This is a genomic window from Trinickia symbiotica, assembly GCF_002934455.1.
Lineage (GTDB): Bacteria > Pseudomonadota > Gammaproteobacteria > Burkholderiales > Burkholderiaceae > Trinickia > Trinickia symbiotica.
The window spans coordinates 29,934-51,079 of record NZ_PTIR01000009.1; the positions used below are offsets into that span (position 1 = coordinate 29,934).

Consider the following 21,146-nt stretch of genomic DNA (forward strand, 5'->3'; position numbering starts at 1 on the left):
ACTTTCGCAGCCACCGCGGCGTGCGCTCTGCAGCACGCGGCCGAGTCGAAGCTTTACGACTTCATGAGCCGCTTGTGCCGGCCGACGCTCATGATGAGGCCGATCGCGACGCCGAGCGTCGTCAGCGCCGTACCGCCATAGCTCATGAACGGCAGCGGCACGCCGACGACGGGCAGGACTCCGCTCACCATCCCGACGTTGACGAACGCATAGGTGAAGAACGCCATCGTCAGCGAGCCGGCCAAGAGGCGCGCGAACTGCGTCGCGCCGTTCGCCGCGATAAAGAGCCCGCGCGCGATCAGCGCAGAGTAGAGCAAGAGCAGCACGAGCTCGCCGGCGAGCCCGAACTCCTCGGAGAACACCGCGAAAATGAAGTCGGTGTGCTTTTCGGGGATGAAATCGAGATGCGCCTGCGTCCCCTTCAACCAGCCTTTGCCGAGCGGTCCGCCCGAGCCGATCGCGATGACGGCCTGGATCGTGTGAAATCCCTTGCCGAGCGGATCGGAGGTCGGATCGAGCAGCGTGCAGATACGGTGCTTCTGGTAGTCGTGCATGAGCGGCCATTGCACCTGCGGCTGGCAGATTTTGTCCTGGAATGCGGCGATGGAGCCCACCGCGATGACGACGGCGATGAGCACGGGCGCAATGATCTTGAACGAGAGGCCCGCGAAGTAGATGACGAAAAGACCGGCGGCGAAGACGAGCATGGCCGTCCCGAGATCGGGCTGCTTCGCGATAAGACCAACGGGCACGAGCAGTATGACGAAGCCGACGATGAAGTCCCACCAGCGCAGCCCCGCTTCGCGCTTCTGGTAGTACCAGGCCAGCATCATCGGCGTCGCGATCTTGAGAATCTCGGACGGCTGAATGACGACGCCGACGTTGATCCAGCGCTTGGCCCCCTTTTTTGTGATGCCGAAGAGCGCGACGCCGACGAGCAGCGCGATGCCGAACGTGTAGAGCGGCACGGCGAAGCGCATCAGCGTGGAGGGCGGCACGGTCGCGAGCCCCCACATCAGGATGAACGTCAGCACGATGTTGCGCATCTGGTCTTCCACGCGGCCCGGCACGTCGAGACTCGCGCTATAGAGCGTGACGAGCCCGACACAGAGCAGCAGGAAGACGATCAGCGCCAGCGGGCGATCGAAGCCCACGAAGAGCTTCTTGACTCGTTCGAGCCAGACGCGCTTGTCGTCGGAATTCATGTTCCCCTGGTCCTTTAATCGTGTGCGGCGGGCGATGTACCCGACGCGGCGCCGCGCGGCTCGCTCGCGGGCCCTAAAGCGCCGCCCTGGACGGATCCGGGCGGACGCGGTGCCGGCGCATGATGCCTCAGCTTGGCGGCCAGCGCCGCCGATGCGGCCGCGCTGAGGCCCGGCAGCGATGCCGTAGAGCGCGACCTCGTTGCGCTGGCCGACGAGCCCATGCCGGCGTCGGGATCGGCGGCCGGGAATAGATCGGCGGCCGAGCCCGATGCGCCGGACGCCGGGGCCGGAGCCGCGGAGGCGAACGCGTCGGAAGCGGGCATCAGTCCCGAAGCGACGATTGCGGCTTCGGCCGCCGATGCGGCGGGCGGCACGGAAGCCAGTACATCGGGCACAGGCAGTGCTTTGAAGCCGGCCGCTACCTTGATCGGGAGCGATTGATCGGCATGCGGCTCCGAATTGACGGCGCTGGCAACCACGCTGGCGCTGGCGCCAGCGCCAGCCTCGGCCGGCTGCGCGACTTGCCCCACCCCGGACACAGCGGCGGCTTCTGACGCGGCCGTCGCCGACGCCGTCGCGGCGGCCGCCGCGACTTCCTGCGCGAGCACGCCCGGCTTATTGCGCTGGAGCAGGTAGTAATCGAGGACGCTCTTCGCGATCGGCGCCGCGACGCTGGCTCCCCAGCCGCCGTTCTCGACGATCAACGCGACGGCGATCTGCGGATGATCGGCCGGCGCAAATGCGATGAAAAGCGAGTGATCGCGCAAGTGTTCAGCAAGGGCGCCGCCGTGATACTTCTGGCCTTGCAGCGAGAACACCTGCGCCGTGCCCGTCTTGCCCCCGACGCTATAGGCTGCGTTGCGGAACACTTGATAGGCTGTACCGGACGGGTTGCTCGTCACCTCGGTCATCGCTTTCTTGACGAGATCGATCTCGTCTTGCGTGACGAGCGGAATGCGCCCGCTCTCGTGCGGTACGGTGAGCCTCGTCTGATGCGAGATCGGATTCTCGATTTCCTTCACCAGGTGCGGCCGCATGACGACGCCGTCGTTCGCGAGCGTCGCTACCGCGTGCGCCATCTGCAGCATCGTGAACGAGTTGTAGCCTTGGCCGATGCCGAGGCTGATCGTTTCGCCCTCGTACCAGCGCTGTTGCTCAGGCTTGCGATAGGCATGCTTCTTCCAGTCGGTGGACGGCAGAATCCCACGCGCCTCGCCTGCGATGTCGATGCCCGTGATCTGGCCAAAGCCCCATGGTTTCATGAAATTGGCGATCGCATTGACGCCGAGATCGTGCGCCAGCATATAGAAGTAGGTGTCGTTCGACACCATGATCGCGCGGTCCAGATCGATCCAGCCCTGGCCCTGCGGCACGTCGTTGCGGAACGTATGGCCGCCGAACGTATAGAACCCCGGATCGTGAAAGCCCCACTCGGGTGTGCGCTTCTTCAACGCCAGCGCGGCGAGCGCCATGAACGGCTTGTAGGTGGAGCCGGGCGGATAGGCGCTGTGGAGCGGGCGATTGAGCAGCGGGTGATCGGGCGAATTGTTGAGCGCGTCCCAGTTCTGCTGATCGATGCCGTCGACGAACGCGTTCGGGTCGAAGCTCGGCGCCGAGACGAAGGCGAGCACGTCGCCCGTCGACGGCTCGATCGCGACGAGGGCGCCCCGGCGTCCCGCGAACGCCTGCTCGGCGACTTCCTGCAAGCCGATGTCAATCGAAAGCACGAGGTTGTTGCCCGGTGTCGCCTGCGTGCGCGAGAGCGTGCGTACCGGCCGGCCGCCCGCCGTGACTTCGACCTCCTCGAAGCCGGTGAGGCCGTGAAGCTCGGTTTCGTAGCTTTGCTCGACGCCGATCTTGCCGATGTAATCGGTGCCCTTGTAATTGTTTGCGTCGAGCCGCGGATCGTAGTGATCGGGATCGCTGTCGTTTTGCTCGCTCGCCGCGTCGATGCGCTCCTGGTCCCGTTGCGAGATGCGGCCGATGTAGCCGATCACATGGGCGGCCGTCGGCCCGAGCGGATAATTGCGGAAGAGCCGCGCGCGCACGTCGACTCCCGGAAAACGGAAACGCTGCGCCGTGAAGCGCGCGACCTCCTCGTCGGAGAGCCGAGTACGAATGGGCAGGCTCTCGAAGTTCTTCGAGTCCTCGAGCAGCTTCTTGAAGCGCCGCCTGTCGACCGCATCGATATTGACGACCGTGGCCAGCTTGTTGATGACGTTCTCGAGCGTGTCGTCGAGCTTCGACGGCGTGATCTCAAGCGTGTAGGCCGAATAGTTGCGGGCCAGCACCACGCCGTTGCGATCCGTGATGATGCCGCGGTTCGGCACGATCGGCGCGACCGAGATGCGGTTTTCGTCGGCCTGCAGCGAGTACTTGCTGTAATGCCAGACCTGCAGAAAGAGAAAGCGGAGCACGAGCAGGCCGAAGCAGACGAGCACGAAGAATCCCGCCGCCGCCACGCGCACGCGAAACTGCCATACCTGCTGCTGAGTGTTCTTGAATTCGGTCATGCTCTCGCGCTCTCGCGTCTTCGCGGCGCTTGATTAGATGGGACGCGTGTCGTCCGGATCGGCCGGGCGGCGCTGCGGAATCAAGAGCAGCGTGCAGGCGAGCGGCCAGAGCGCGGCTTCGACGAAACCGTGGATCAGGTAGCCCCAGCCCGGAAACGCGGCGCCGGTCAGCAGGCGAGTGACAAACGGGACGAGCTGCGCCGTGACGAGCAGCGGCGCGACGGCGAAGACCTGCAGGCCGCGCGGCATCCAGAGCACGCGCCGGTGAATCGTGATCGCGCCGTACGAGAGCAGCGTGTAGGCGAGCGCGTGCTCGCCGAGCAGGCTTGCGTCGTGGACGTCCATCAGGAGGCCGAGCAGGAACGCGATGCCCATGCCGACTTTGCGCGGCTGATGGACGTTCCAGAACAGCAGGACGAGCGCGACGAAGTCGGGCACGCCGATGAGCCGGCCCCATGGCATCAGATTCAGCAGGAACGCGGCCGCGAGACTGAACGCGATGAAATACGGATTGACCGGCAGCAGGATGTATTGCGGACGATTCATCGCGCGGCTCCCGATGCCGCATGACCCGCGGCCGGCGCTTGTTGTTTCTTCGTGCCGTCAGCCGGTTTGTCCGCGGGCGTCGCGGTGTGCCCGGCCGCTTTGCCGGTCGCCGAGCTCGCTTGCGAGTCGAACGCCGCCTTGTCGACGGGCTTCCCGACTGTCTGAGAGGCGGCCTTGTCGGTCTTGCCGCCCTGCGCGGCCTTGTCGTTTTTGTCGGCCGTCTTTGCCGTTTTCTTGCCTTTCGCGTCCTTCTGCGCGGCCGGCGCCGGCAACGGCTCGGGGCGCGGCGGTATGCCGCTCCTGTAGCTGATCACGAGCACGTCGCGCGCGCCACGCACGGCGGCGACAGGCACGCAAACGACGCGTGCGAACGCCGTATCGGCGAGCTTGTCGACACGCACGACTTTCGCGACGGGCAGTCCGGGCGGATAAATGCCGTCCAGGCCACTCGTCACGAGCTCGTCGCCGACGACGATGTCGGCGCTGATCGGCACGAAGCGCAATTCGAGCGCATTGCCGGCGGGTGTGCCGTAGACGACGCCGCGCAGCCCGGTGCGCACGATCTGCACGGGCACGGCCTGGTCTTTGTCCGTGAGCAGCGTGACCTCCGACTGCATCGGGAAGACGCGCGTGACCTGCCCGATCATGCCGTCCTCGGTGACGACGGGCGAACCTTCCGCGACGCTTTGCTGTGAGCCGCGCCCGATGACGACCTTCTGCGTGAACGGGTCGCGCATGTCGTACTGGATCTCGGCCGGGGTCGTCTGCACGCCCGTTTGTTCGCGAAGCGCGAGCAGCCCGCGCAGGTGCGCGTTCTCGGCGGCGAGCGACGCGGTTCGATTCGCCTGGACAGACAGCCGGAGATTGTCCGAGCTCAGCTTCGCGTTGTCTCGGCGCAATGTCGCCGTGGAGACGACGAAGCTCGTCGCGCCGACGATCATGTCACGCGGAACGAGCGCCGCTCGTTGCAACGGGTAGAGTCCGATGTCGAGTACCGCGCGCAACATCTCGAGCGTCCTGAAGCGGGCGTCGGAGACGAGCAGCGCGAGGGCCAGGGCAACGAAGAAAATGAGCCGCGCAAGCGCGGACGGGCCTTGCTTGAATAGCGGCGGCGGACTGTATTCCATGGTCGACGCCGGGGGCGTGATCGTGAGCGGGCGACGCGTTCCTCAGCGCATCGGCTGCGCCGGGGATGTCGTGCCTGCGGCGCCCCGAACGGAGCACCCTTTCGGGGGCTCCCTGAGGCAGTCCGCTTGGGAGGCGCCCGCGAACGCCATCACTCGTACGAGAAGATGCTGCCGAGCTTGTCCATCCGCTCGAGCGCCATGCCGGAGCCGCGCACGACGCAGGTGAGCGGATCTTCGGCGACGAGCACAGGCAGGCCCGTTTCTTCGGCGAGCAGCCGGTCGAGATCGCGCAGCAGCGCGCCGCCGCCCGTCAGCATCATGCCGCGCTCAGCGATGTCGGCGCCGAGCTCCGGCGGGGTCTGCTCGAGCGCGATCTTGACCGAGGAGACGATCTGGTTGAGCGGATCGGTCAGCGCTTCGAGAATCTCGTTGCTCGAGATCGTGAAGCTGCGGGGGATGCCTTCCGAGAGGTTGCGCCCCTTCACTTCCATTTCCTTCACTTCGGAGCCCGGGAACGCCGAGCCGATTTCCTTCTTGATCGCTTCGGCCGTCTGCTCACCGATCAGCATGCCGTAGTTGCGGCGGATGTAGTTGACGATCGCCTCGTCGAACTTGTCGCCGCCGACGCGCACCGAGCCCTTGTAGACGATGCCGCCGAGCGAGATCACGCCGACTTCCGTGGTGCCGCCGCCGATATCGACGACCATCGAGCCCGTCGCTTCGGAGACCGGGAGCCCGGCGCCGATCGCCGCGGCCATCGGCTCCTCGATCAGGTAGACCTGCGAGGCGCCGGCGCCATGCGCGGCTTCCTTGATCGCGCGGCGCTCGACCTGAGTGGAGCCGCAGGGCACGCAGATGATGATGCGCGGCGAAGGCGAGAACATCCGCGATTCGTGCGCCGTCTTGATGAACTGCTTGATCATCTGCTCGGTGACCGTGAAATCGGCGATCACGCCGTCTTTCATGGGCCGGATCGCTTCGATGTTGCCGGGCACCTTGCCGAGCATCTGCTTTGCTTCGCGGCCGACCGCCTGGATCGTTTTCTTGCCGTTGGGACCGCCTTCCTGGCGGATCGACACGACGGACGGTTCATCGAGGACGATGCCCTTGCCGCGCATGTAGATGAGGGTGTTGGCGGTGCCGAGGTCGATCGCCAGATCGTTCGAGAAGTAGCTGCGCAAAAAGCCGAACATGAAATTCCTGTCTCGCCGGAGAGCCGTGCTTCGCCACGAGGCGCCGCCACGGCAGCGGAAATTAAAATAAAAGCTTCGGGATCGGGCGAAAGCGGCCGCATGAGAACATGGAGGGCGCCGCCACCGCGAGCGCGAAGCTGCGATGATGAATTCGACCGGGGGCCGCCCTAAACGAGACGGCGGGCGAGGCGGCGGCTTCGAAGAGCGCCGAGTGGCCTGGGCCCGGGGCGGTCCGGGTTTGATTCGAACGCGTAATGATACCTTATAATTTCGACCTATTTGTAGTGAAGAGACGGTCCTTTTTGCCGCTATTCGGCCCATGGTCGGAGGGCCCGATCCGATGTCCCGACCCTTTGGCGCAGCAGGCTTTTTACGCTGCGCCGCGCCCTATTTTTCCGGTGAGAGCATGGCCTTGACCTTGACCGATGTGAAACGCATCGCCCACCTCGCGCGGCTCGAGCTCGCGGACGCCGACGCCGAGCATACCCTCGTCCAGCTCAACGAGTTCTTCGGGCTCGTCGAGCAGATGCAGGCGGTCGACACGACCGGCATCGCCCCGCTCGCCCATCCGATCGAGCAGATCGAGGACGTGGCGCTGCGCTTGCGCGACGACGCCGTCACCGAGACCGTCGATCGCGAGGACAATCAGAAGAGCGCGCCGGCCGTGCAGGACGGCCTTTACCTCGTGCCGAAGGTAATCGAGTAGAAAGCCTTCACGACAGGACAGGAACGAATTCGAGATGCATGACAAAAGTTTGACCGAGCTGGCGCGCGCGCTGGCCACCAAAGAGATCTCCGCCGTCGAGCTCGCGCAGCACTACCTTGCGCGAATCGAGGCCGCGCGCGAGCTCAACGCGTTCGTCGAAGTCGAGCAGGAGCGCACGCTCGAAGCCGCGCGTGCGGCCGATGCGCGGATCGCGGCCGGCAGCGCCGGGCCGCTGACGGGGGTACCCGTCGCGCACAAGGACGTGTTCGTCACGCGCGGCTGGCATTCGACGGCGGGCTCCAAGATGTTGGCCGGCTACGAGAGCCCGTTCGACGCGACCGTCGTCGAGCGTCTCGCGCGTGCCGGCATGGTGACGCTCGGCAAGACGAACATGGACGAGTTCGCGATGGGCTCGTCGAATGAGAATTCGGCGTTCGGGCCCGTGCGCAATCCTTGGGACACGCGAGCGGTGCCGGGCGGCTCATCGGGCGGCTCGGCCGCGGCCGTGGCCGCGAGACTCGCGCCCGCGGCGACCGCCACCGATACGGGCGGCTCCATTCGCCAGCCCGCCTCGTTCTCGGGGGTGACGGGGATCAAGCCGACCTACGGGCGCGTCTCGCGTTACGGGATGATCGCGTTCGCTTCGTCGCTCGACCAGGGCGGCCCCATGGCGGGAAGCGCGGCCGATTGCGCGCTTTTGCTGAACGCGATGGCCGGCTTCGATGAGCGCGATTCGACGAGCTTGCAGCGGCCCGACGAAGACTTCGCGCGTCATCTCGGCAAGACGTGGGGCGACGACGCAGCGGCGGGCAAGCCGCTCGCCGGCTTGCGCATCGGTCTGCCGAATGAGTATTTCGGCGCGGGCCTGGCGGATGACGTGCGCGCGGCCATCGACGCGGCGCTCGCGCAGTACGAGGCGCTTGGCGCGACGCTCGTGCCCGTCTCGCTGCCGAAGACGGAGCTCTCGATTCCGGTCTATTACGTGATCGCGCCGGCGGAAGCCTCGTCGAATCTCTCGCGGTTCGACGGCGTGCGTTACGGCCATCGCGCGGCCGAGTACCGCGATCTGCTCGACATGTACAAGAAGTCGCGCGCCGAAGGGTTCGGGCCCGAAGTGAAGCGCCGAATTCTCGTCGGCACATACGTGCTTTCGCACGGCTATTACGACGCCTATTACCTGCAGGCGCAAAAGATTCGCCGCATCATCGCGCAGGATTTCCAGGAGGCGTTCAAGGTCTGCGACGTCATCATGGGCCCCGTGGCGCCGACGGTCGCCTGGGATATCGGAGCGAAGGGCGACGACCCCGTGCAGATGTATCTCGCCGACATTTATACCCTCTCCGTGAGCCTGGCCGGCCTCCCCGGCATGAGCGTGCCGTGCGGCTTCGGCGGCACTGGCGGCGATGCAAAGCGGCCCGTCGGTCTGCAAATCATCGGCAACTATTTCAGCGAGGCGCGGATGCTGCAAGTCGCGGATGCGTTCCAGCGCGTCACGACCTGGCATACGCAGTCCCCCGCAGGAGCTTGAACCCTATGTCGCAATGGGAAGTCGTAATCGGTCTCGAGACGCACGCGCAACTGTCGACGGACTCGAAAATTTTCTCGGGCGCGTCGACGCGCTTCGGCGCCGAGCCGAACACGCAGGCATGCGCCGTCGATCTCGCGCTGCCGGGCGTGTTGCCCGTGCTGAATCGCGGTGCCGTCGAGCGTGCGATCCGCCTCGGCCTCGCGATCGGCGCGACGGTCGCGCCGCGCAGCATCTTCGCGCGCAAGAATTATTTCTACCCCGATCTGCCGAAGGGCTATCAGATCAGCCAGTACGAAATACCCGTCGTGCAAGGCGGTAGCGTCACGATCCAGGTCCCCGCCAACGAAAAGGCGGGCACGCAAGCGTACGAAAAGACGATCCATCTCACGCGCGCGCACCTCGAAGAGGATGCAGGCAAGTCGTTGCACGAGGACTTCGCGGGCATGAGCGGCATCGACCTGAACCGTGCGGGCACGCCGCTGCTCGAGATCGTCACCGAGCCCGACATGCGCAGCGCGGCCGAGGCCGTCGCGTACGCGAAGGCCCTGCATGCGCTCGTCGTTTGGCTCGGCATCTGCGACGGCAACATGCAGGAAGGGTCCTTTCGCTGCGACGCGAACGTGTCGGTGCGTCCGGTCGGCCAGAAGGAGTTCGGCACGCGCGCGGAGATCAAGAACCTGAACTCGTTCCGCTTCCTCGAGGAGGCGATTCAGTACGAAGTGCGCCGCCAGATCGAGCTGATCGAGGACGGCGGCACGGTCGTGCAGGAAACGCGCCTTTACGATCCTGATAAGCGCGAGACGCGCTCGATGCGCAGCAAGGAAGATGCGCACGATTACCGCTATTTCCCCGATCCCGACCTGATGCCGCTCGTCATCGATGCGGGCTGGATCGAGCGCGTGCAGGGAGAAATGCCGGAACTGCCGGCGGCAATGCAGCAGCGCTTCGTCGAGCAATACGGCGTGACGGCCTATGACGCATCGGTGCTCACGTCGAGCAAGGCAATGGCAGGCTACTTCGAGGCGGTCGTCGCAAAGACGGGCGCGGCTCAAGCAAAGATGGCGGCGAACTGGCTGATGGGCGAAGTATCGTCGCAGCTCAATCGCGACGGCCTCGACATCGAGCAAAGCCCCGTTTCGGCCGCGCAACTGGCGCTGGTCTTGCAACGGATTGCCGACGGAACGATCTCGAACAAGATCGCAAAGGAAGTATTCCTCGCGATGTGGGAAGAGAAGGCGACGGACGAAGGCGCGGCCGACCGCATCATCGAGGCGAAGGGCCTGAAGCAGATCTCGGATACGGGCGCGCTCGAGGCGATCATCGACGAGGTGCTCGCCGCGAACCCGAAGTCGGTCGACGAATATCGTGCCGGCAAGGAGAAGGCATTCAACGCGCTCATTGGCCAGGCGATGAAGGCGACCAAAGGCAAGGCCAATCCGCAGCAGGTGGGCGAGCTCTTGAAGAAGAAGCTGTCGTCCTGAACAAGGCGGTCGTGACGCCACGGCATGTTCACCCTCGATTGCGGGCTTGCGAACGTGCGTTGCCGGCCGCAGCGCAGGAGGGTGGGCCGCTGCGAGTGAACAAGCCCTGGACGAAAGGACAGCACCGCATGATGAAACAGGCGCATCTCGACGATTTCCGCATTCCGTTCTTTGAAAACGGCAAGAAGGCTCACGCGTTTGCGCTCGATGATTTCGATACCCGCGCGAAGCCTTTTTCGGCGGGCTCGAAGTCGGCCGATCGCGAGCGCCTCGCCGAGTTGGCCGTGCGGCTCGACGAGCTGCAGGAGCGCTTGCATGCGCAGCGCCGCGAGCGCGTGCTGCTGATCCTGCAGGGGATGGATACGAGCGGCAAGGACGGCACGATCCGCGCCGTCTTCCATGAAACCGATCCGCTCGGACTGCGGATTACGTCATTTCGCGCACCGACGCTCGATGAGGCCGCGCACGACTTTCTTTGGCGCGTCCATCGCTATGCGCCCGCGGCCGGCGAGCTCGCGATCTTCAATCGCAGTCACTACGAGGATGTGCTCGTGCCGCGCGTGCTGGGCCAGCTCACGGATGCCGAGCTCGCATGCCGCTATCAGCATATTCGGCATTTCGAGGCGTTGCTTGCCGATTCAGGCACGGCGATCGTCAAATGTTTTCTGCATATATCGAAGGATGAGCAGCGCCGGCGCTTGCAGGCGCGCATCGATGATTCCACCAAGCACTGGAAGTTCGACCTCTCCGACCTGGAAGCGAGGCAGCATTGGGACGCCTATCAAGCGGCCTATCGCGACGCGCTCGCGGCGACATCGACCGAGCGTGCGCCGTGGTACGTCGTTCCGGCCGACTCGAAGTCGCATCGGAATGTAATGGTGGCAACGCTGCTCTTGCGCTTGCTCGAAGGCCTCAAGCTCGAATACCCGCCGGCGAAGGAATCGCTGAAGGGCGTCACGGTTGCTTGAACGAACAAAAGAGGAACGGGAAAATACCATGCTGCGAGTCATCACCGCCAATTTGAACGGTATTCGCTCCGCCGCGAAGAAAGGCTTTTTCGAATGGTTCGGACAACAAAACGCCGATATCGTCTGCGTGCAGGAAGTGAAGTGCTCGCAAGACGACATGACGCCCGAGTTCCTGGCTCCGCACGGCTTCACCGGCTATTTTCAGCATGCGGTCAAGAAGGGCTACAGCGGCGCGGGGCTTTACACGCGTCACAAGCCTGACGACGTCATCATCGGCTTCGGCAGCGAGGAGTTCGATCCGGAGGGGCGGTACGTCGAGGCGCGTTTCGGGAAGCTCTCGATCGTATCGGTCTATGTTCCGTCAGGATCGAGCGGCGAAGATCGGCAGCAGGCCAAGTACCGTTTCATGGACGAGTTCATGCCACATCTCGCGGCGCTCAAGAAGGAGCGCGAGGTCGTTCTTTGCGGGGACGTGAATATCGTCCACAAGGAAATCGACATCAAGAACTGGAAGAGCAACCAGAAGAATTCGGGCTGCCTCCCCGAGGAGCGCGCATGGCTGACGAAGCTATTCGACGACGTCGGTTACGTCGACGTCTTCCGCACGCTCGATCCGCGACCCGAACAGTACACCTGGTGGAGCAATCGCGGGCAGGCCTATGCGAAGAACGTCGGGTGGCGGATCGACTATCAGATCGCGACGCCTGAAATCGCGGGCAAGGCGAAGGGCACCTCTATCTTTCGCGACATTAAGTTTAGCGACCACGCGCCGTTGACAGTCGATTACGAGCACGAAGTGAAGTAAAAACGAGCGGGGCTCCCGCTCGTTTGCGGCATCCAGGCTAGCGATTCCGTTCTGTCGATGTCCGTTCCCGCGGACGGAAAGCGCCGACGATGCGCTCACCGAGTACACTCGCGGCGAGGCCTGCCATGACGAGCGCCGCACCGGCCATTTGAGCCGCCGACAACGCTTCGCCTAGCAGCAGCGATGCTGAGGCAAGGCCGACGATCGGCACGAGCAGCGAAAATGGAGCGACTTCCCCGACCGGATGGCGCGAAAGCAGGCGGCTCCACAGTCCATAGCCGAGCAACGTGGCCACGAACGCAAGATAAGCAACGGCGAAGATCGACGACGGCCCGATGCCGGATAGCGCCGCGACGATGCGCTCGCGGCCTTCGAACAGGTAGGAGAGCGCGAGAAACGGTAGCGGCGGGATGAGGCTCGCCCACACGATAAAGCCGACCAGATCGACTTTGCCGATCTTCTTCGCGACGATATTGCCGAGCCCCCACGATGCCGCCGCGCAAAGTGTCAGGACGAAACCGGCCGCTGTCATCGCCTGGCCGCCTTGCAACGCAATGACCGCCAGACCGGCGGCTGCGACGAAAAGGCCCACGATGTTTTGCGCACGCATCCGCTCGTGGAGGAGCCACCGTGCGAATAACAATGTGAAAAAGGCCTGAGCCTGCAGCACCAGCGACGCGAGCCCTGCCGGCATGCCGACGTTCATTGCTGAAAAAAGGAACGCGAACTGCCCGAACGAGATCGTGAGCCCGTAAGCGAAGAGCCAACGCCATGCCACTTTCGGCCGCTTGACGAAAAATACGGCCGGAACGGCCGCCACGGCGAAACGCAAGGCGCCGAGCAGCATCGGCGGCACACCGTGCAGACCGACCTTGATCACGACAAAGTTCACGCCCCACACCAACACGACGACGAGTGCAAGCAGCAAATCCTTCGGCGACATTGTGCGGCCCCTTCATTGGCTGAAGGGGAGAGTGTAGCCTGTCGCCCTGATTCTCGAATGGCCCGATGACGGTGTGCTGCTGGCTTTCCGCTGACGGTCGCTCTTGGATTCGACCTTGAGCGACCGCAGCGGCGACGAGGCTTGTTATCAGTCGCCGCTCAAAGGCGAGTCGCGGCTTTCGATGAACCGCTGCAGGAAGGCATGCCGCGGTGCGTCGCGGTTCCACGACGTGTAAGGGGTCGTCCTGATCACTTGCTGGGCAAGCCCGTCTTGCTCCTCTCTTACGGCGGGCCAATTGGGCGGCGTAAGAAGGTTTGGTTTGCGCGTCAATCCCAGCGCGGAAAAATACATGAGCGGATTCTCTGCTTGGCGACGGTTCGGGTTGCCCGTTCGCACAAATTGGGCGATATACGTCGAGAACGCCTGCGACACCTTGTAGTCTTCGGGCCGCCATGCATATCGCGGCCGCTTGTCGAGGTTGCCGAGCGCATATTCGATCTCCGCGCTGTGTACCGCACCGATGGTCGGTTTCGGCCCGTGTTGTTGTTCTGTACCGACCTCGACTTCGGGCGGACGGATATGCGCGTAATGGTAGAAGTAGACGGGTGCGCGACCGGTGCGCCGATGCAAGTCCATCCACCGCCATGTGCTGTGACCCACGAATAAGTCGGTCGCGAGTGCGGTGCCCGAGCGCATCACTTCGTCATCGTCTTTGCCGGGATAGAACGCCAAGGCTCCGTTGGCTTCATCACGGAATAGCTCGCCGATGGAAGCACGCCAGTTCTCGGGCGTTGGCGTCGCGCCGCCCAGCACCTGGTCGAAGTGGCCCTCTTGCGAATTGACGCCAAGCAACAGGGGCACCGGCGCCTGTCTGCCGCTCGCAAAAATTGATTCTGGGGACTCGGGGAGAAAATGGCCGTCGACATGAGGCCAGAATCGGTAGATTGGCTTGGCGGTCTCGGCCGTGGCGTCCAGCAATGTACTTGCAGGCAACGCGCGTAGTTGGTTCAACGAAGTGGCGCCGACGCGCTCGGCAAGATAGCCGGCCGCACGTTCGGCTTCTTCGCGAGACCACGGTCTGAGCGGCGCGAATGCGGCGCCGCTTTCGCCGATCGCGCGAGCAAAGAGACCACGCGATAAAGGCGAGGCCATATGCGCGCTGACCGAGATCGAGCCCGCTGAGTTGCCCGCTATGGTCACCTGCTCCGGATCGCCGCCGAACTGAGCGATGTTGTCCCGCACCCAGCGCAATGCGGCGACCTGGTCCAGCAGCCCATAATTGCCGGCCGTGCCGTGCGGCGACTCGCGAGCCGCTTCCGGTGGCGCGAGAAATCCAAAAACGCCCAGCCGATAGTTGACGGTCACCACGACGAGCCTGCGCGCCGCGAAATTCTCGCCGTCGTAGCGGCCTTCGGAGCCGTCGCCGCCGATGAAACCACCGCCATGAAAGTAGACGAGGACCGGGCGCTTGCCTTCTCGTGCGTCTTGCCCGGGCGCCGGCGCCCAGACATTGAGATAAAGACAGTCCTCGCTCATCTCCTTCGAGCGGAACACGGGCCTAAATGGCGACGACTGCATGCAGCGAGGACCGAATTCGCGCGCGTCCCGCACGCCGGCCCACCGACCCACGGGCTGCGGCTCGCGCCAGCGAAGTTCGCCGATGGGCGGCGCGGCATAGGGAATGCCGCGAAACACATGCAAATCGGTATTGCCGACGCGGATACGCTCGCCCTGGACAACGCCTTCGTTCAACCGGACCTCGGCTGAGGGAGACGTGGGGAGCGCGCCCGCCGCGTTGGGCAGCGTGCAAATCAGCGATAGGGCGGCTGCAGCGGCCGTACGGCGCACAACTCGACTGACGATGAATCTCATCTTTTTGCCTCCTTGGTGATGGGGCGCCATGTTCGCGACAATGGCACTTCGTGGGAGGCTTTCATCGTCTTACCGATCGATTTCGAGATCGTCTCTTTATTAAGAATCAGACCAATTTACGGATCGCGTCGTTCTGGACACGAGCGTTTGCGTCGCACTTCAACGGGCGAGCGCGCCGGCCTTTCTTACTGCGTAGCTGGCTTCCAAGAGAGCATGCCGGGCGTCGACATCTTGAGCGGCCCTTTGCTTATCAGCGCCAATCGCATGCCGCAAACTGCCCTCGCGAGTGTCCTGTACGGCGGGCCACGTTGGCAGTCCGGCGCGGTTTGGATTGCCGTCTTTGATGAATTGTTCGACATGGCCCGAGAAGACGCGCGAAATCTCTCGGTCATCGGCGCTCCAAGGATACGAGGGACGACTGTCGAGGTTGTCGAGTGCGAAAAGAGCCTCCTTCGCATTCCAGGGGCGGACTACAGGATCCGGGAAGTCTTCTTCGTTCGGGGCGATAGGGTGCCGATGGGTATAGCCATAAAAATAGATTCGAGCGAGACTCGTCTGCCGATGCCTGGTCATCCAGCGCCGCGCCGAATGGCCCACCCACTCATCGCCGGCCAAGGCGGAAGCGGATCGCTTGATCTCTTCTTCGCTTTGGCCCGGATAGAGCGCATGCGCCTCACCGGATCGATCGCCGAAGCGTTCCTTGAGCACATGCTGCCAGTTTTGTGGCGTTGGCGCGGCGCCTTTGAGCGCCATATCATGGTGGCCGACGTATAAATCGGAGCCGACGAGGAGCGGCACGTGGGCCTGCGAGCCGCTGGCAAAGATGCCGCCCGGCGCTTTGGGCAAGAACCGGCCGTCGACGGACGGCCAGAATGCAATTGCGGGGTGCCCCGTCAACCCCGTGACGGCAAGAATCGAATCGGCCGGGGCAGCTCGCAGCGATTCGACCGACGTTCTTCCCGACGTCCACGAAAATACGGTCGACAAGGCTCGGGCCAGGTCACGTGGAAGCGCGAGTTGAGGCCTGAACGCGCCGCCACTGAAGCCGACGGCACGGGCGAAAAGGCCGCGGGACAACGGTGAGGCCATATGGGTGCTCACGGAAAATGCGCCGGCCGAATCGCCGGCGATCGTCACCTGCGCGGGATCCCCGCCAAATGCAGCGATGTTATCCCGGACCCATTCGAGAGCCGCGTGCTGATCGAGCAGGCCGTAATTCCCGGCCGTGCCATGGGGAGATTCACTTTCGAGTTCCGGCAGAGCGAGGAAGCCGAATGCGCCTAGGCGGTAATTGAGGGTGACCGTGACGATGCCGCGTGCGGCGAGGTTGCCGCCGTCGTAGCGCGGCTCCGAGCCGTCTCCGACGTCGAAGTTGCCGCCGTGGAAGTAAACGAGCACGGGCAGCTTTTTTTCCTGACCGGATGCCGGCGTCCAGACGTTGAGGTAAAGGCAGTCCTCGCTCATCTGAGCAGAACGGAACGTGATCTCGTAGGGTGGCGCCTGCATGCAGCGCGGCCCGAATTCGATGGCGCGGCGCACGCCGGCCCATCGCTCGACCGGCTTCGGCTCGCGCCAGCGCAACGTGCCGATCGGGGGAGCCGCATAGGGAATCCCGAGAAACACGCGCAGGTCCGTCTCGCCGACACGCATTCGCTTGCCTTCGATCGTTCCATTGACGAGTGGTACTTCAAGCGATGGCTGCGCGGTCATCGCGCTCGCAGCGCAGGGAAGCATCAAAAAAAACGATACGGTCACTGCGGCTGCGACTATTGCGGCAAAGCGCCCTGCGGCGCGCCCCAGGGCGAGTTTCATTGACTGGCTCCAGCTATTGAGTCGTGCTTCTCGAAGAGAGACGCGCATTCCGGATCGAACCGAGCGGCGAGGCGGAATGCGCGCGACGGCAAGCCTTATTGCTCGGCTGGCGCCGCCGGACTGCTAGATGGCGCAAGGCTCGTCAATGCTCGAGGACCGCTCCCGCCGCGGCTTTCAAGCAGCCGCTGAACCAGGCCTTGGCGCGGCCCTTCGCGGTCCCACGCCAAGTGCGTGTTTTCACCGATCACTTGGCGCAGAATGCCCCTGTTGTCGGCGCGCACGGCCGGCCAGACAGGGATGTGCATGCCGGCTTGACGGCTCGCAGACGCCTGCTGTGCCCCACCTGTGACGGGGGCCGGCGCTTCGGGTTCGGCGGCTACCTGCACCAGCTCGATTGCCGTGTCGCTGCCGGATCCGGCGGACGCTGTCCCGTTGGGATTGCCGGTCTTCACGAACTGCTCGACGTAGCCGGAGAAAATGCGCGAGACGTCGTAGTCCACCGCGGTCCATGCGTATCGCCGCTGCTTCTGCAGGTTGCCGAGTGCGTACTCCACTTCTGCGCTGTGTGCCGCCCCGAGGGTGGGCTGCGGCGTTTTATGCTGCTCTTTCGCCGAATCCGTCGCAGGCGGCCGCGGTTGCGTGTAGCGGTAATAGTAGACGGGCGCGTGTCCGCCTTGCAGGTGCGACTGCATCCAGCGCCAGGCGCTGTTGCCGACGAAAAGATCTCCAGCAAGCGCCGTGGCGGCGTGCATCACCTCGTTGTTGTCATTGCCGGGGTAATGCGCGAGCACTTCCTGCGCATGACCCGGGAACATCGTGGTGACCGTTTGGCGCCAGTTTTCCGGCGTAGGCGCGGCATCGCCAAGGAGCGTAGTGAAGTGGGCTTCCTGCGAATTGGAGCCGAGCATCAGCGGGACCGATGCCTGCTGACCCGCGCTATAGATCGATTCAGGCGATTCGGTCACGAAATGTCCGTCGACAGTCGGCCAGAAAATGGCGGCCGTCGACTTCGTCTTCGTGGCGGCGAGCACCTTGTCGGCCGGCACTGCGCGCAGTTGCTGCAGCGATGTGCCGCCGAGCATCGCCGCGAATTGCGTGGCCGCATGCTCGGCCTCATCGCGTTTCTTGAACCCGACCGACCCGAACGCCGCGCCGCTCTCGCCGATCGCGCGCGCGAAGAGCCCGCGCGATACCGGTGAGGTCATGTGGGCGCTGACCGAAACAGAACCGGCAGAATTGCCGGCGATCGTTACCTGATCCGGGTCGCCTCCGAACTTCGTGATGTTGTTGCGGACCCAGCGCAGCGCGGCGGCCTGATCGAGCAGCCCGTAATTTCCCGTTGCCCCGTGCGACGACTCGCTTGCCGCTTCGGGCAGCGCGAGGAAGCCGAATGCGCCGAGACGATAGTTGACCGTCACGACGACAATGCCGCGCGAGGCAAGCTCCGCCCCATCATAGCGGGCCTCCGAGCCATCTCCGGCTGCGAAGCCGCCACCATGAAAATAGACGAGCACGGGCCGCTTGTTGTTTTCGCCGATGTCCGGCGTCCAGACATTCAAATAGAGGCAATCCTCGCTCATGCCAGTGGCGCGCGTGTCGCGCTTCGACGATTTCAGCTGCATGCAACTGGGACCGAACTGTCGGGCGGGGCGAACGCCGGCCCACCGGGCAACGGGTTGCGGCTCGCGCCAGCGGAATTCGCCGACGGGCGGTGCGGCGTAAGGAATCCCGCGGAACACCTTCACGGTGGGCGCTCGCATGCTGCGGCCGAACGCGGGCACGCGCATACCTTCCACGATGCCGTCGGAAAGCAGCACCGAGGGCGGCGTCGGCGCGGCCGCAGCCGCTTGCGCGGCGCATGGCAGCAGGCATGACAGCGCGAGGGCCGCGGCGGCCGCTGCTCGAGATGGTTCGGGCTTGCGTAATGTGATTCTCATTTTTTTGCCTCCATAGTTCGCTCACGCCGGCACCGAGATGGCGCCTGCCTCGCGTGAGGCCCTCAATCATCTTTGGGGGCGATTTTGAGAGAGCTCATTGTTTGAAAATCGGACGAAATAACCCCCCGCGCCTCGTTGCGTCGAGGCGGTTCAAAAAGAAAGCGAGAGAGAAATGGCGGGAGCGGACCTACCGATGGCGCGTGACGGTGCCGAGCATTCCCCGCATCCCGGGATAGTCCGGCAGCTGATTGACCGATACGCCGCGCGCCTTGGCGTAAAGCGCGAGCATGTCCGGCAGCCGTTTGATGATATCGAGCCGCCGGGCTACGGTATAAGGGTGCGCGCGAATGAAGCCGTCCTTGTCGCGCCGCGTGGCATCGGCGAGCTTGTCCCAGGCCGGCACGGCGGCACGTGGATCGAACCCGGCGCGGGCGGCGATATCCGCGCCGATGACGTCGGCTTCGGTTTCGTCGGTCGCGTCGTATTTCGTCGAGGCGGCAGGCGGACCGAAGGTCGCTCCCGTCGCCGGGGTGCCGTCGAGACCGTTTACCCCGAAAAGCGGTGGAATCGGGTTCGCGCCCAAGGGGATCGACGGCGGTTGACCGCCGAGCCGCTCGCGCACCTGCTCACGCAGTGCGTGCGCGATCTCATGCCCGATGAGCAGGCCGAGCTCGTCGTCGCGCAGGCGAATCCGATCGAGCAGCCCGGAATAGACGAGAATCTTGCCGCCGGCCAAGCAAGACATGCCGATTCGAGACGAACGGACAACGTTGACTTCCCAATGCCAGTCCTTGATGCGGTCGCTCCATTTTTCGGCAAGCGGGGCAAGCCTCATGGCGATGGCGCGGACTCGGTCAACTCGGGCATCGCTCGCCGGAAGCAACCGCCCCGACTCGCGCGCGCGCTCGACGAGCGCCGCGTATTCCACTGCCGACTGCGCCTCGAGAATCGGCGGCGGCACGAGGTTGCGGAACATGGCGTCGTTGCCGAAGTGGATGTCGGTGCCGGGCGTATAGGCCGGATCTTTCGCGGCCGAGCCCGCGGTCGCGCTCGGCTTGGCCGCATGTGTGCCTCCCGGCAATCCGACAAGGCCCAGTAAAATAGCGAATGCTGACAGCAGCACGCGCGCCGACGCGAAGCAGCGCCGATCGAGCGAACGATTGTACGGACGGCCCTGAGCCGTTATGTGCGAACCCGCCATGGTGCGATCTTCGGCAACAGCAGCATGCCGGGCGCGGCCAGCACGGCGCAAACCAGAAAATAGTCGAACCAGCCGATGCGGGCGACGATGAAGCCGCTCGCGGCCGACGCCAGTGTGCGCGGCACCGAGGCGAGGCTCGTGAATAGCGCGAACTGCGTCGCCGTGTAGCGCGGATCGGTGGTGCTCGCGATGTATGCGGTAAAAGCGGCGAGCGTGAGCCCCGTCGAAAACGTTTCGAAACCGTAGATGAGCGCCAGCGCCGCGGGCGAGGGGCCGATCTTCGCGAGCCAGGCGAAGCCGAGCGTCGAGACGATCTGCACCGCGCCGAAGATCCACAGCCCGCGCGCGATGCCGATCTTGACGAGCCACGCGCCGCCGATTATGCCGCCGGCGAGACTGGCCCAGAACGCCGTCGTCTTGGCGATCACGCCGATCTGCGTCTTTTCGAAGCCGAGATCGAGGAAGAACGACGTCGAAAGCGTCGTCGCCATCGTGTCGCCGAGCTTGTAGAGGAAGATGAACGCAAGGACGACGAGCGCCGCCACCCAACCGTCGCGTGCGACGAATTCCGAAAGCGGCAACACGATCGCCTCGCGCAGGTTTTTTGGCGGTGCGCCATGCACTTCGGGCTCGCGCACGACGAGCGTCATCGCCATGCCGGGCAGCATGAACGCGGCCGTCGCGGCGAAGACCGAGGTCCAGGGCAGATGGTCGGACAGAATCAGCGACAACGAGCCCGGAATCAGCGCGGCAACTTTGTACGCGTTCACGTGCACCGCATTGCCGAGCCCCTGCTCGGTATCGGCGAGCAGCTCACGCCGGTAGGCGTCGATGACGATGTCCTGGCTCGCGCCGAAGAACGCGACGAGCGCGGTCAGCGCGGCGACGGTCCAGATCGCGTCGCGCGGCGACACGAAGCCGAGCGAGGCGATCGCGCAGGCGACGAGGATCTGCGTGGCCAGCATCCAGCCACGCCTGCGGCCTGGGCGCCAGCCGGGCAGGCGCGGCACGTAGCGGTCCATCAGCGGCGCCCAGATGAACTTCCAGGTGTATGGAAATTGAATCAGCGCGAAAAGACCGATTTCCTTGAGATTGACGCCTTCCGAGCGCAGCCAGGCCTGCACGAGATAAACGAGCGTGAAGAGCGGCAATCCAGACGTGAAGCCGAGAAAGACGCAAATCAGGATGCGCCGGTTGAGAAACGCCCGCCAGCCGGGATGGTCCTCGTGGGCGGCGAGCGCGCGCGCCTCGTGCGGCGGATTGGGAATATCGCGTTTGATAGTCGGCCTCGTCGGTTCGCGCGCAACGC

The 21,146-nt window shown here is 64.4% G+C and carries 16 protein-coding genes; 5 read left to right on the forward strand and 11 right to left on the reverse strand.

Annotation, left to right across the window (positions count from 1 at the left end; all coding sequences use genetic code 11):
• Window positions 1-53: 53 nt before the first annotated feature.
• The 5 genes from rodA to B0G57_RS14520 form a co-directional block, all read right to left on the reverse strand.
• On the reverse strand, window positions 54-1,205 hold the full coding sequence (gene rodA, locus B0G57_RS14500) for a rod shape-determining protein RodA (RefSeq protein WP_018441281.1): 1,152 nt from the start codon (window positions 1,203-1,205) through the stop codon (window positions 54-56).
• A 14-nt stretch (window positions 1,206-1,219) separates the two neighbouring features.
• On the reverse strand, window positions 1,220-3,718 hold the full coding sequence (gene mrdA, locus B0G57_RS14505) for a penicillin-binding protein 2 (protein WP_018441280.1): 2,499 nt from the start codon (window positions 3,716-3,718) through the stop codon (window positions 1,220-1,222).
• 33 nt (window positions 3,719-3,751) lie between these two features.
• Entirely contained in the window at window positions 3,752-4,264 is a 513-nt protein-coding gene (gene mreD, locus B0G57_RS14510) for a rod shape-determining protein MreD (RefSeq protein WP_018441279.1), read from the reverse strand.
• Window positions 4,261-5,391, reverse strand: coding sequence for a rod shape-determining protein MreC (mreC, locus tag B0G57_RS14515; RefSeq protein WP_018441278.1), 1,131 nt, complete (start codon window positions 5,389-5,391; stop codon window positions 4,261-4,263). Before mreC ends, mreD begins: the two co-directional genes overlap by 4 nt.
• Window positions 5,392-5,540: 149 nt before the next feature.
• Complete coding sequence (locus B0G57_RS14520) at window positions 5,541-6,584, reverse strand: rod shape-determining protein (protein ID WP_017772379.1); 1,044 nt, start codon at window positions 6,582-6,584, stop codon at window positions 5,541-5,543.
• A 406-nt stretch (window positions 6,585-6,990) separates the two neighbouring features.
• On the opposite strand from B0G57_RS14520, the gene gatC reads away from it, so the two are divergent.
• The 5 genes from gatC to B0G57_RS14545 all read left to right on the forward strand — a co-directional run bounded on the left by gatC (window position 6,991) and on the right by B0G57_RS14545 (window position 12,072).
• A complete protein-coding gene (gatC, locus tag B0G57_RS14525) occupies window positions 6,991-7,290 on the forward strand; it encodes an Asp-tRNA(Asn)/Glu-tRNA(Gln) amidotransferase subunit GatC (RefSeq protein ID WP_018441277.1) in 300 nt (99 codons plus the stop codon).
• 34 nt (window positions 7,291-7,324) lie between these two features.
• Window positions 7,325-8,818 (forward strand): Asp-tRNA(Asn)/Glu-tRNA(Gln) amidotransferase subunit GatA, encoded by a 1,494-nt coding sequence (gene gatA, locus B0G57_RS14530; protein ID WP_018441276.1) that lies wholly within the window; start codon window positions 7,325-7,327, stop codon window positions 8,816-8,818.
• Window positions 8,819-8,823: 5 nt separating this feature from the next.
• Complete coding sequence (gene gatB / locus B0G57_RS14535) at window positions 8,824-10,299, forward strand: Asp-tRNA(Asn)/Glu-tRNA(Gln) amidotransferase subunit GatB (RefSeq protein ID WP_018441275.1); 1,476 nt, start codon at window positions 8,824-8,826, stop codon at window positions 10,297-10,299.
• Between the two features lie 128 nt (window positions 10,300-10,427).
• Window positions 10,428-11,267 carry a PPK2 family polyphosphate kinase gene (locus B0G57_RS14540; protein WP_020566247.1) on the forward strand — a complete coding sequence of 280 codons (840 nt, stop codon included), beginning with the start codon at window positions 10,428-10,430 and terminating at the stop codon, window positions 11,265-11,267.
• A 28-nt stretch (window positions 11,268-11,295) separates the two neighbouring features.
• Window positions 11,296-12,072: an exodeoxyribonuclease III gene (locus B0G57_RS14545; protein ID WP_018441273.1), complete on the forward strand. Its 777-nt coding sequence runs from the start codon at window positions 11,296-11,298 to the stop codon at window positions 12,070-12,072.
• A gap of 37 nt (window positions 12,073-12,109) precedes the next feature.
• Here the strand turns inward: B0G57_RS14545 and B0G57_RS14550 are convergent, their stop codons facing one another.
• The 6 genes from B0G57_RS14550 to B0G57_RS14575 all read right to left on the reverse strand — a co-directional run bounded on the left by B0G57_RS14550 (window position 12,110) and on the right by B0G57_RS14575 (window position 21,105).
• A complete protein-coding gene (locus B0G57_RS14550; RefSeq protein ID WP_018441272.1) occupies window positions 12,110-13,015 on the reverse strand; it encodes an O-acetylserine/cysteine exporter in 906 nt (301 codons plus the stop codon).
• Window positions 13,016-13,162: 147 nt separating this feature from the next.
• Complete coding sequence (locus B0G57_RS14555; protein ID WP_020566246.1) at window positions 13,163-14,887, reverse strand: carboxylesterase/lipase family protein; 1,725 nt, start codon at window positions 14,885-14,887, stop codon at window positions 13,163-13,165.
• Window positions 14,888-15,046: 159 nt separating this feature from the next.
• Window positions 15,047-16,699, reverse strand: a complete 1,653-nt coding sequence (locus B0G57_RS14560; RefSeq protein ID WP_018441270.1) for a carboxylesterase/lipase family protein — start codon at window positions 16,697-16,699, stop codon at window positions 15,047-15,049.
• Between the two features lie 95 nt (window positions 16,700-16,794).
• Window positions 16,795-18,636, reverse strand: a complete 1,842-nt coding sequence (locus tag B0G57_RS14565; protein ID WP_018441269.1) for a carboxylesterase/lipase family protein — start codon at window positions 18,634-18,636, stop codon at window positions 16,795-16,797.
• A gap of 187 nt (window positions 18,637-18,823) precedes the next feature.
• On the reverse strand, window positions 18,824-19,837 hold the full coding sequence (locus tag B0G57_RS14570; protein WP_018441268.1) for a M48 family metallopeptidase: 1,014 nt from the start codon (window positions 19,835-19,837) through the stop codon (window positions 18,824-18,826).
• Window positions 19,819-21,105, reverse strand: a complete 1,287-nt coding sequence (locus B0G57_RS14575; RefSeq protein WP_026229777.1) for an AmpG family muropeptide MFS transporter — start codon at window positions 21,103-21,105, stop codon at window positions 19,819-19,821. Before B0G57_RS14575 ends, B0G57_RS14570 begins: the two co-directional genes overlap by 19 nt.
• Window positions 21,106-21,146 lie beyond the last annotated feature (41 nt).

What these genes read in the sequence shown, in the direction of transcription:
- B0G57_RS14520 (WP_017772379.1), bottom strand. Translation starts at nt 6,584, where the DNA reads ATGTTCGGCTTTTTGCGCAGCTACTTCTCGAACGATCTGGCGATCGAC.
- B0G57_RS14555 (WP_020566246.1), bottom strand. Translation starts at nt 14,887, where the DNA reads ATGAGATTCATCGTCAGTCGAGTTGTGCGCCGTACGGCCGCTGCAGCC.
- mrdA (WP_018441280.1), bottom strand. Translation starts at nt 3,718, where the DNA reads ATGACCGAATTCAAGAACACTCAGCAGCAGGTATGGCAGTTTCGCGTG.
- gatA (WP_018441276.1), top strand. Translation starts at nt 7,325, where the DNA reads ATGCATGACAAAAGTTTGACCGAGCTGGCGCGCGCGCTGGCCACCAAA.
- gatC (WP_018441277.1), top strand. Translation starts at nt 6,991, where the DNA reads ATGGCCTTGACCTTGACCGATGTGAAACGCATCGCCCACCTCGCGCGG.
- B0G57_RS14565 (WP_018441269.1), bottom strand. Translation starts at nt 18,636, where the DNA reads ATGAGAATCACATTACGCAAGCCCGAACCATCTCGAGCAGCGGCCGCC.
- B0G57_RS14540 (WP_020566247.1), top strand. Translation starts at nt 10,428, where the DNA reads ATGATGAAACAGGCGCATCTCGACGATTTCCGCATTCCGTTCTTTGAA.
- B0G57_RS14570 (WP_018441268.1), bottom strand. Translation starts at nt 19,837, where the DNA reads ATGGCGGGTTCGCACATAACGGCTCAGGGCCGTCCGTACAATCGTTCG.
- B0G57_RS14560 (WP_018441270.1), bottom strand. Translation starts at nt 16,699, where the DNA reads ATGAAACTCGCCCTGGGGCGCGCCGCAGGGCGCTTTGCCGCAATAGTC.
- mreD (WP_018441279.1), bottom strand. Translation starts at nt 4,264, where the DNA reads ATGAATCGTCCGCAATACATCCTGCTGCCGGTCAATCCGTATTTCATC.
- B0G57_RS14550 (WP_018441272.1), bottom strand. Translation starts at nt 13,015, where the DNA reads ATGTCGCCGAAGGATTTGCTGCTTGCACTCGTCGTCGTGTTGGTGTGG.
- rodA (WP_018441281.1), bottom strand. Translation starts at nt 1,205, where the DNA reads ATGAATTCCGACGACAAGCGCGTCTGGCTCGAACGAGTCAAGAAGCTC.
- mreC (WP_018441278.1), bottom strand. Translation starts at nt 5,391, where the DNA reads ATGGAATACAGTCCGCCGCCGCTATTCAAGCAAGGCCCGTCCGCGCTT.
- gatB (WP_018441275.1), top strand. Translation starts at nt 8,824, where the DNA reads ATGTCGCAATGGGAAGTCGTAATCGGTCTCGAGACGCACGCGCAACTG.
- B0G57_RS14545 (WP_018441273.1), top strand. Translation starts at nt 11,296, where the DNA reads ATGCTGCGAGTCATCACCGCCAATTTGAACGGTATTCGCTCCGCCGCG.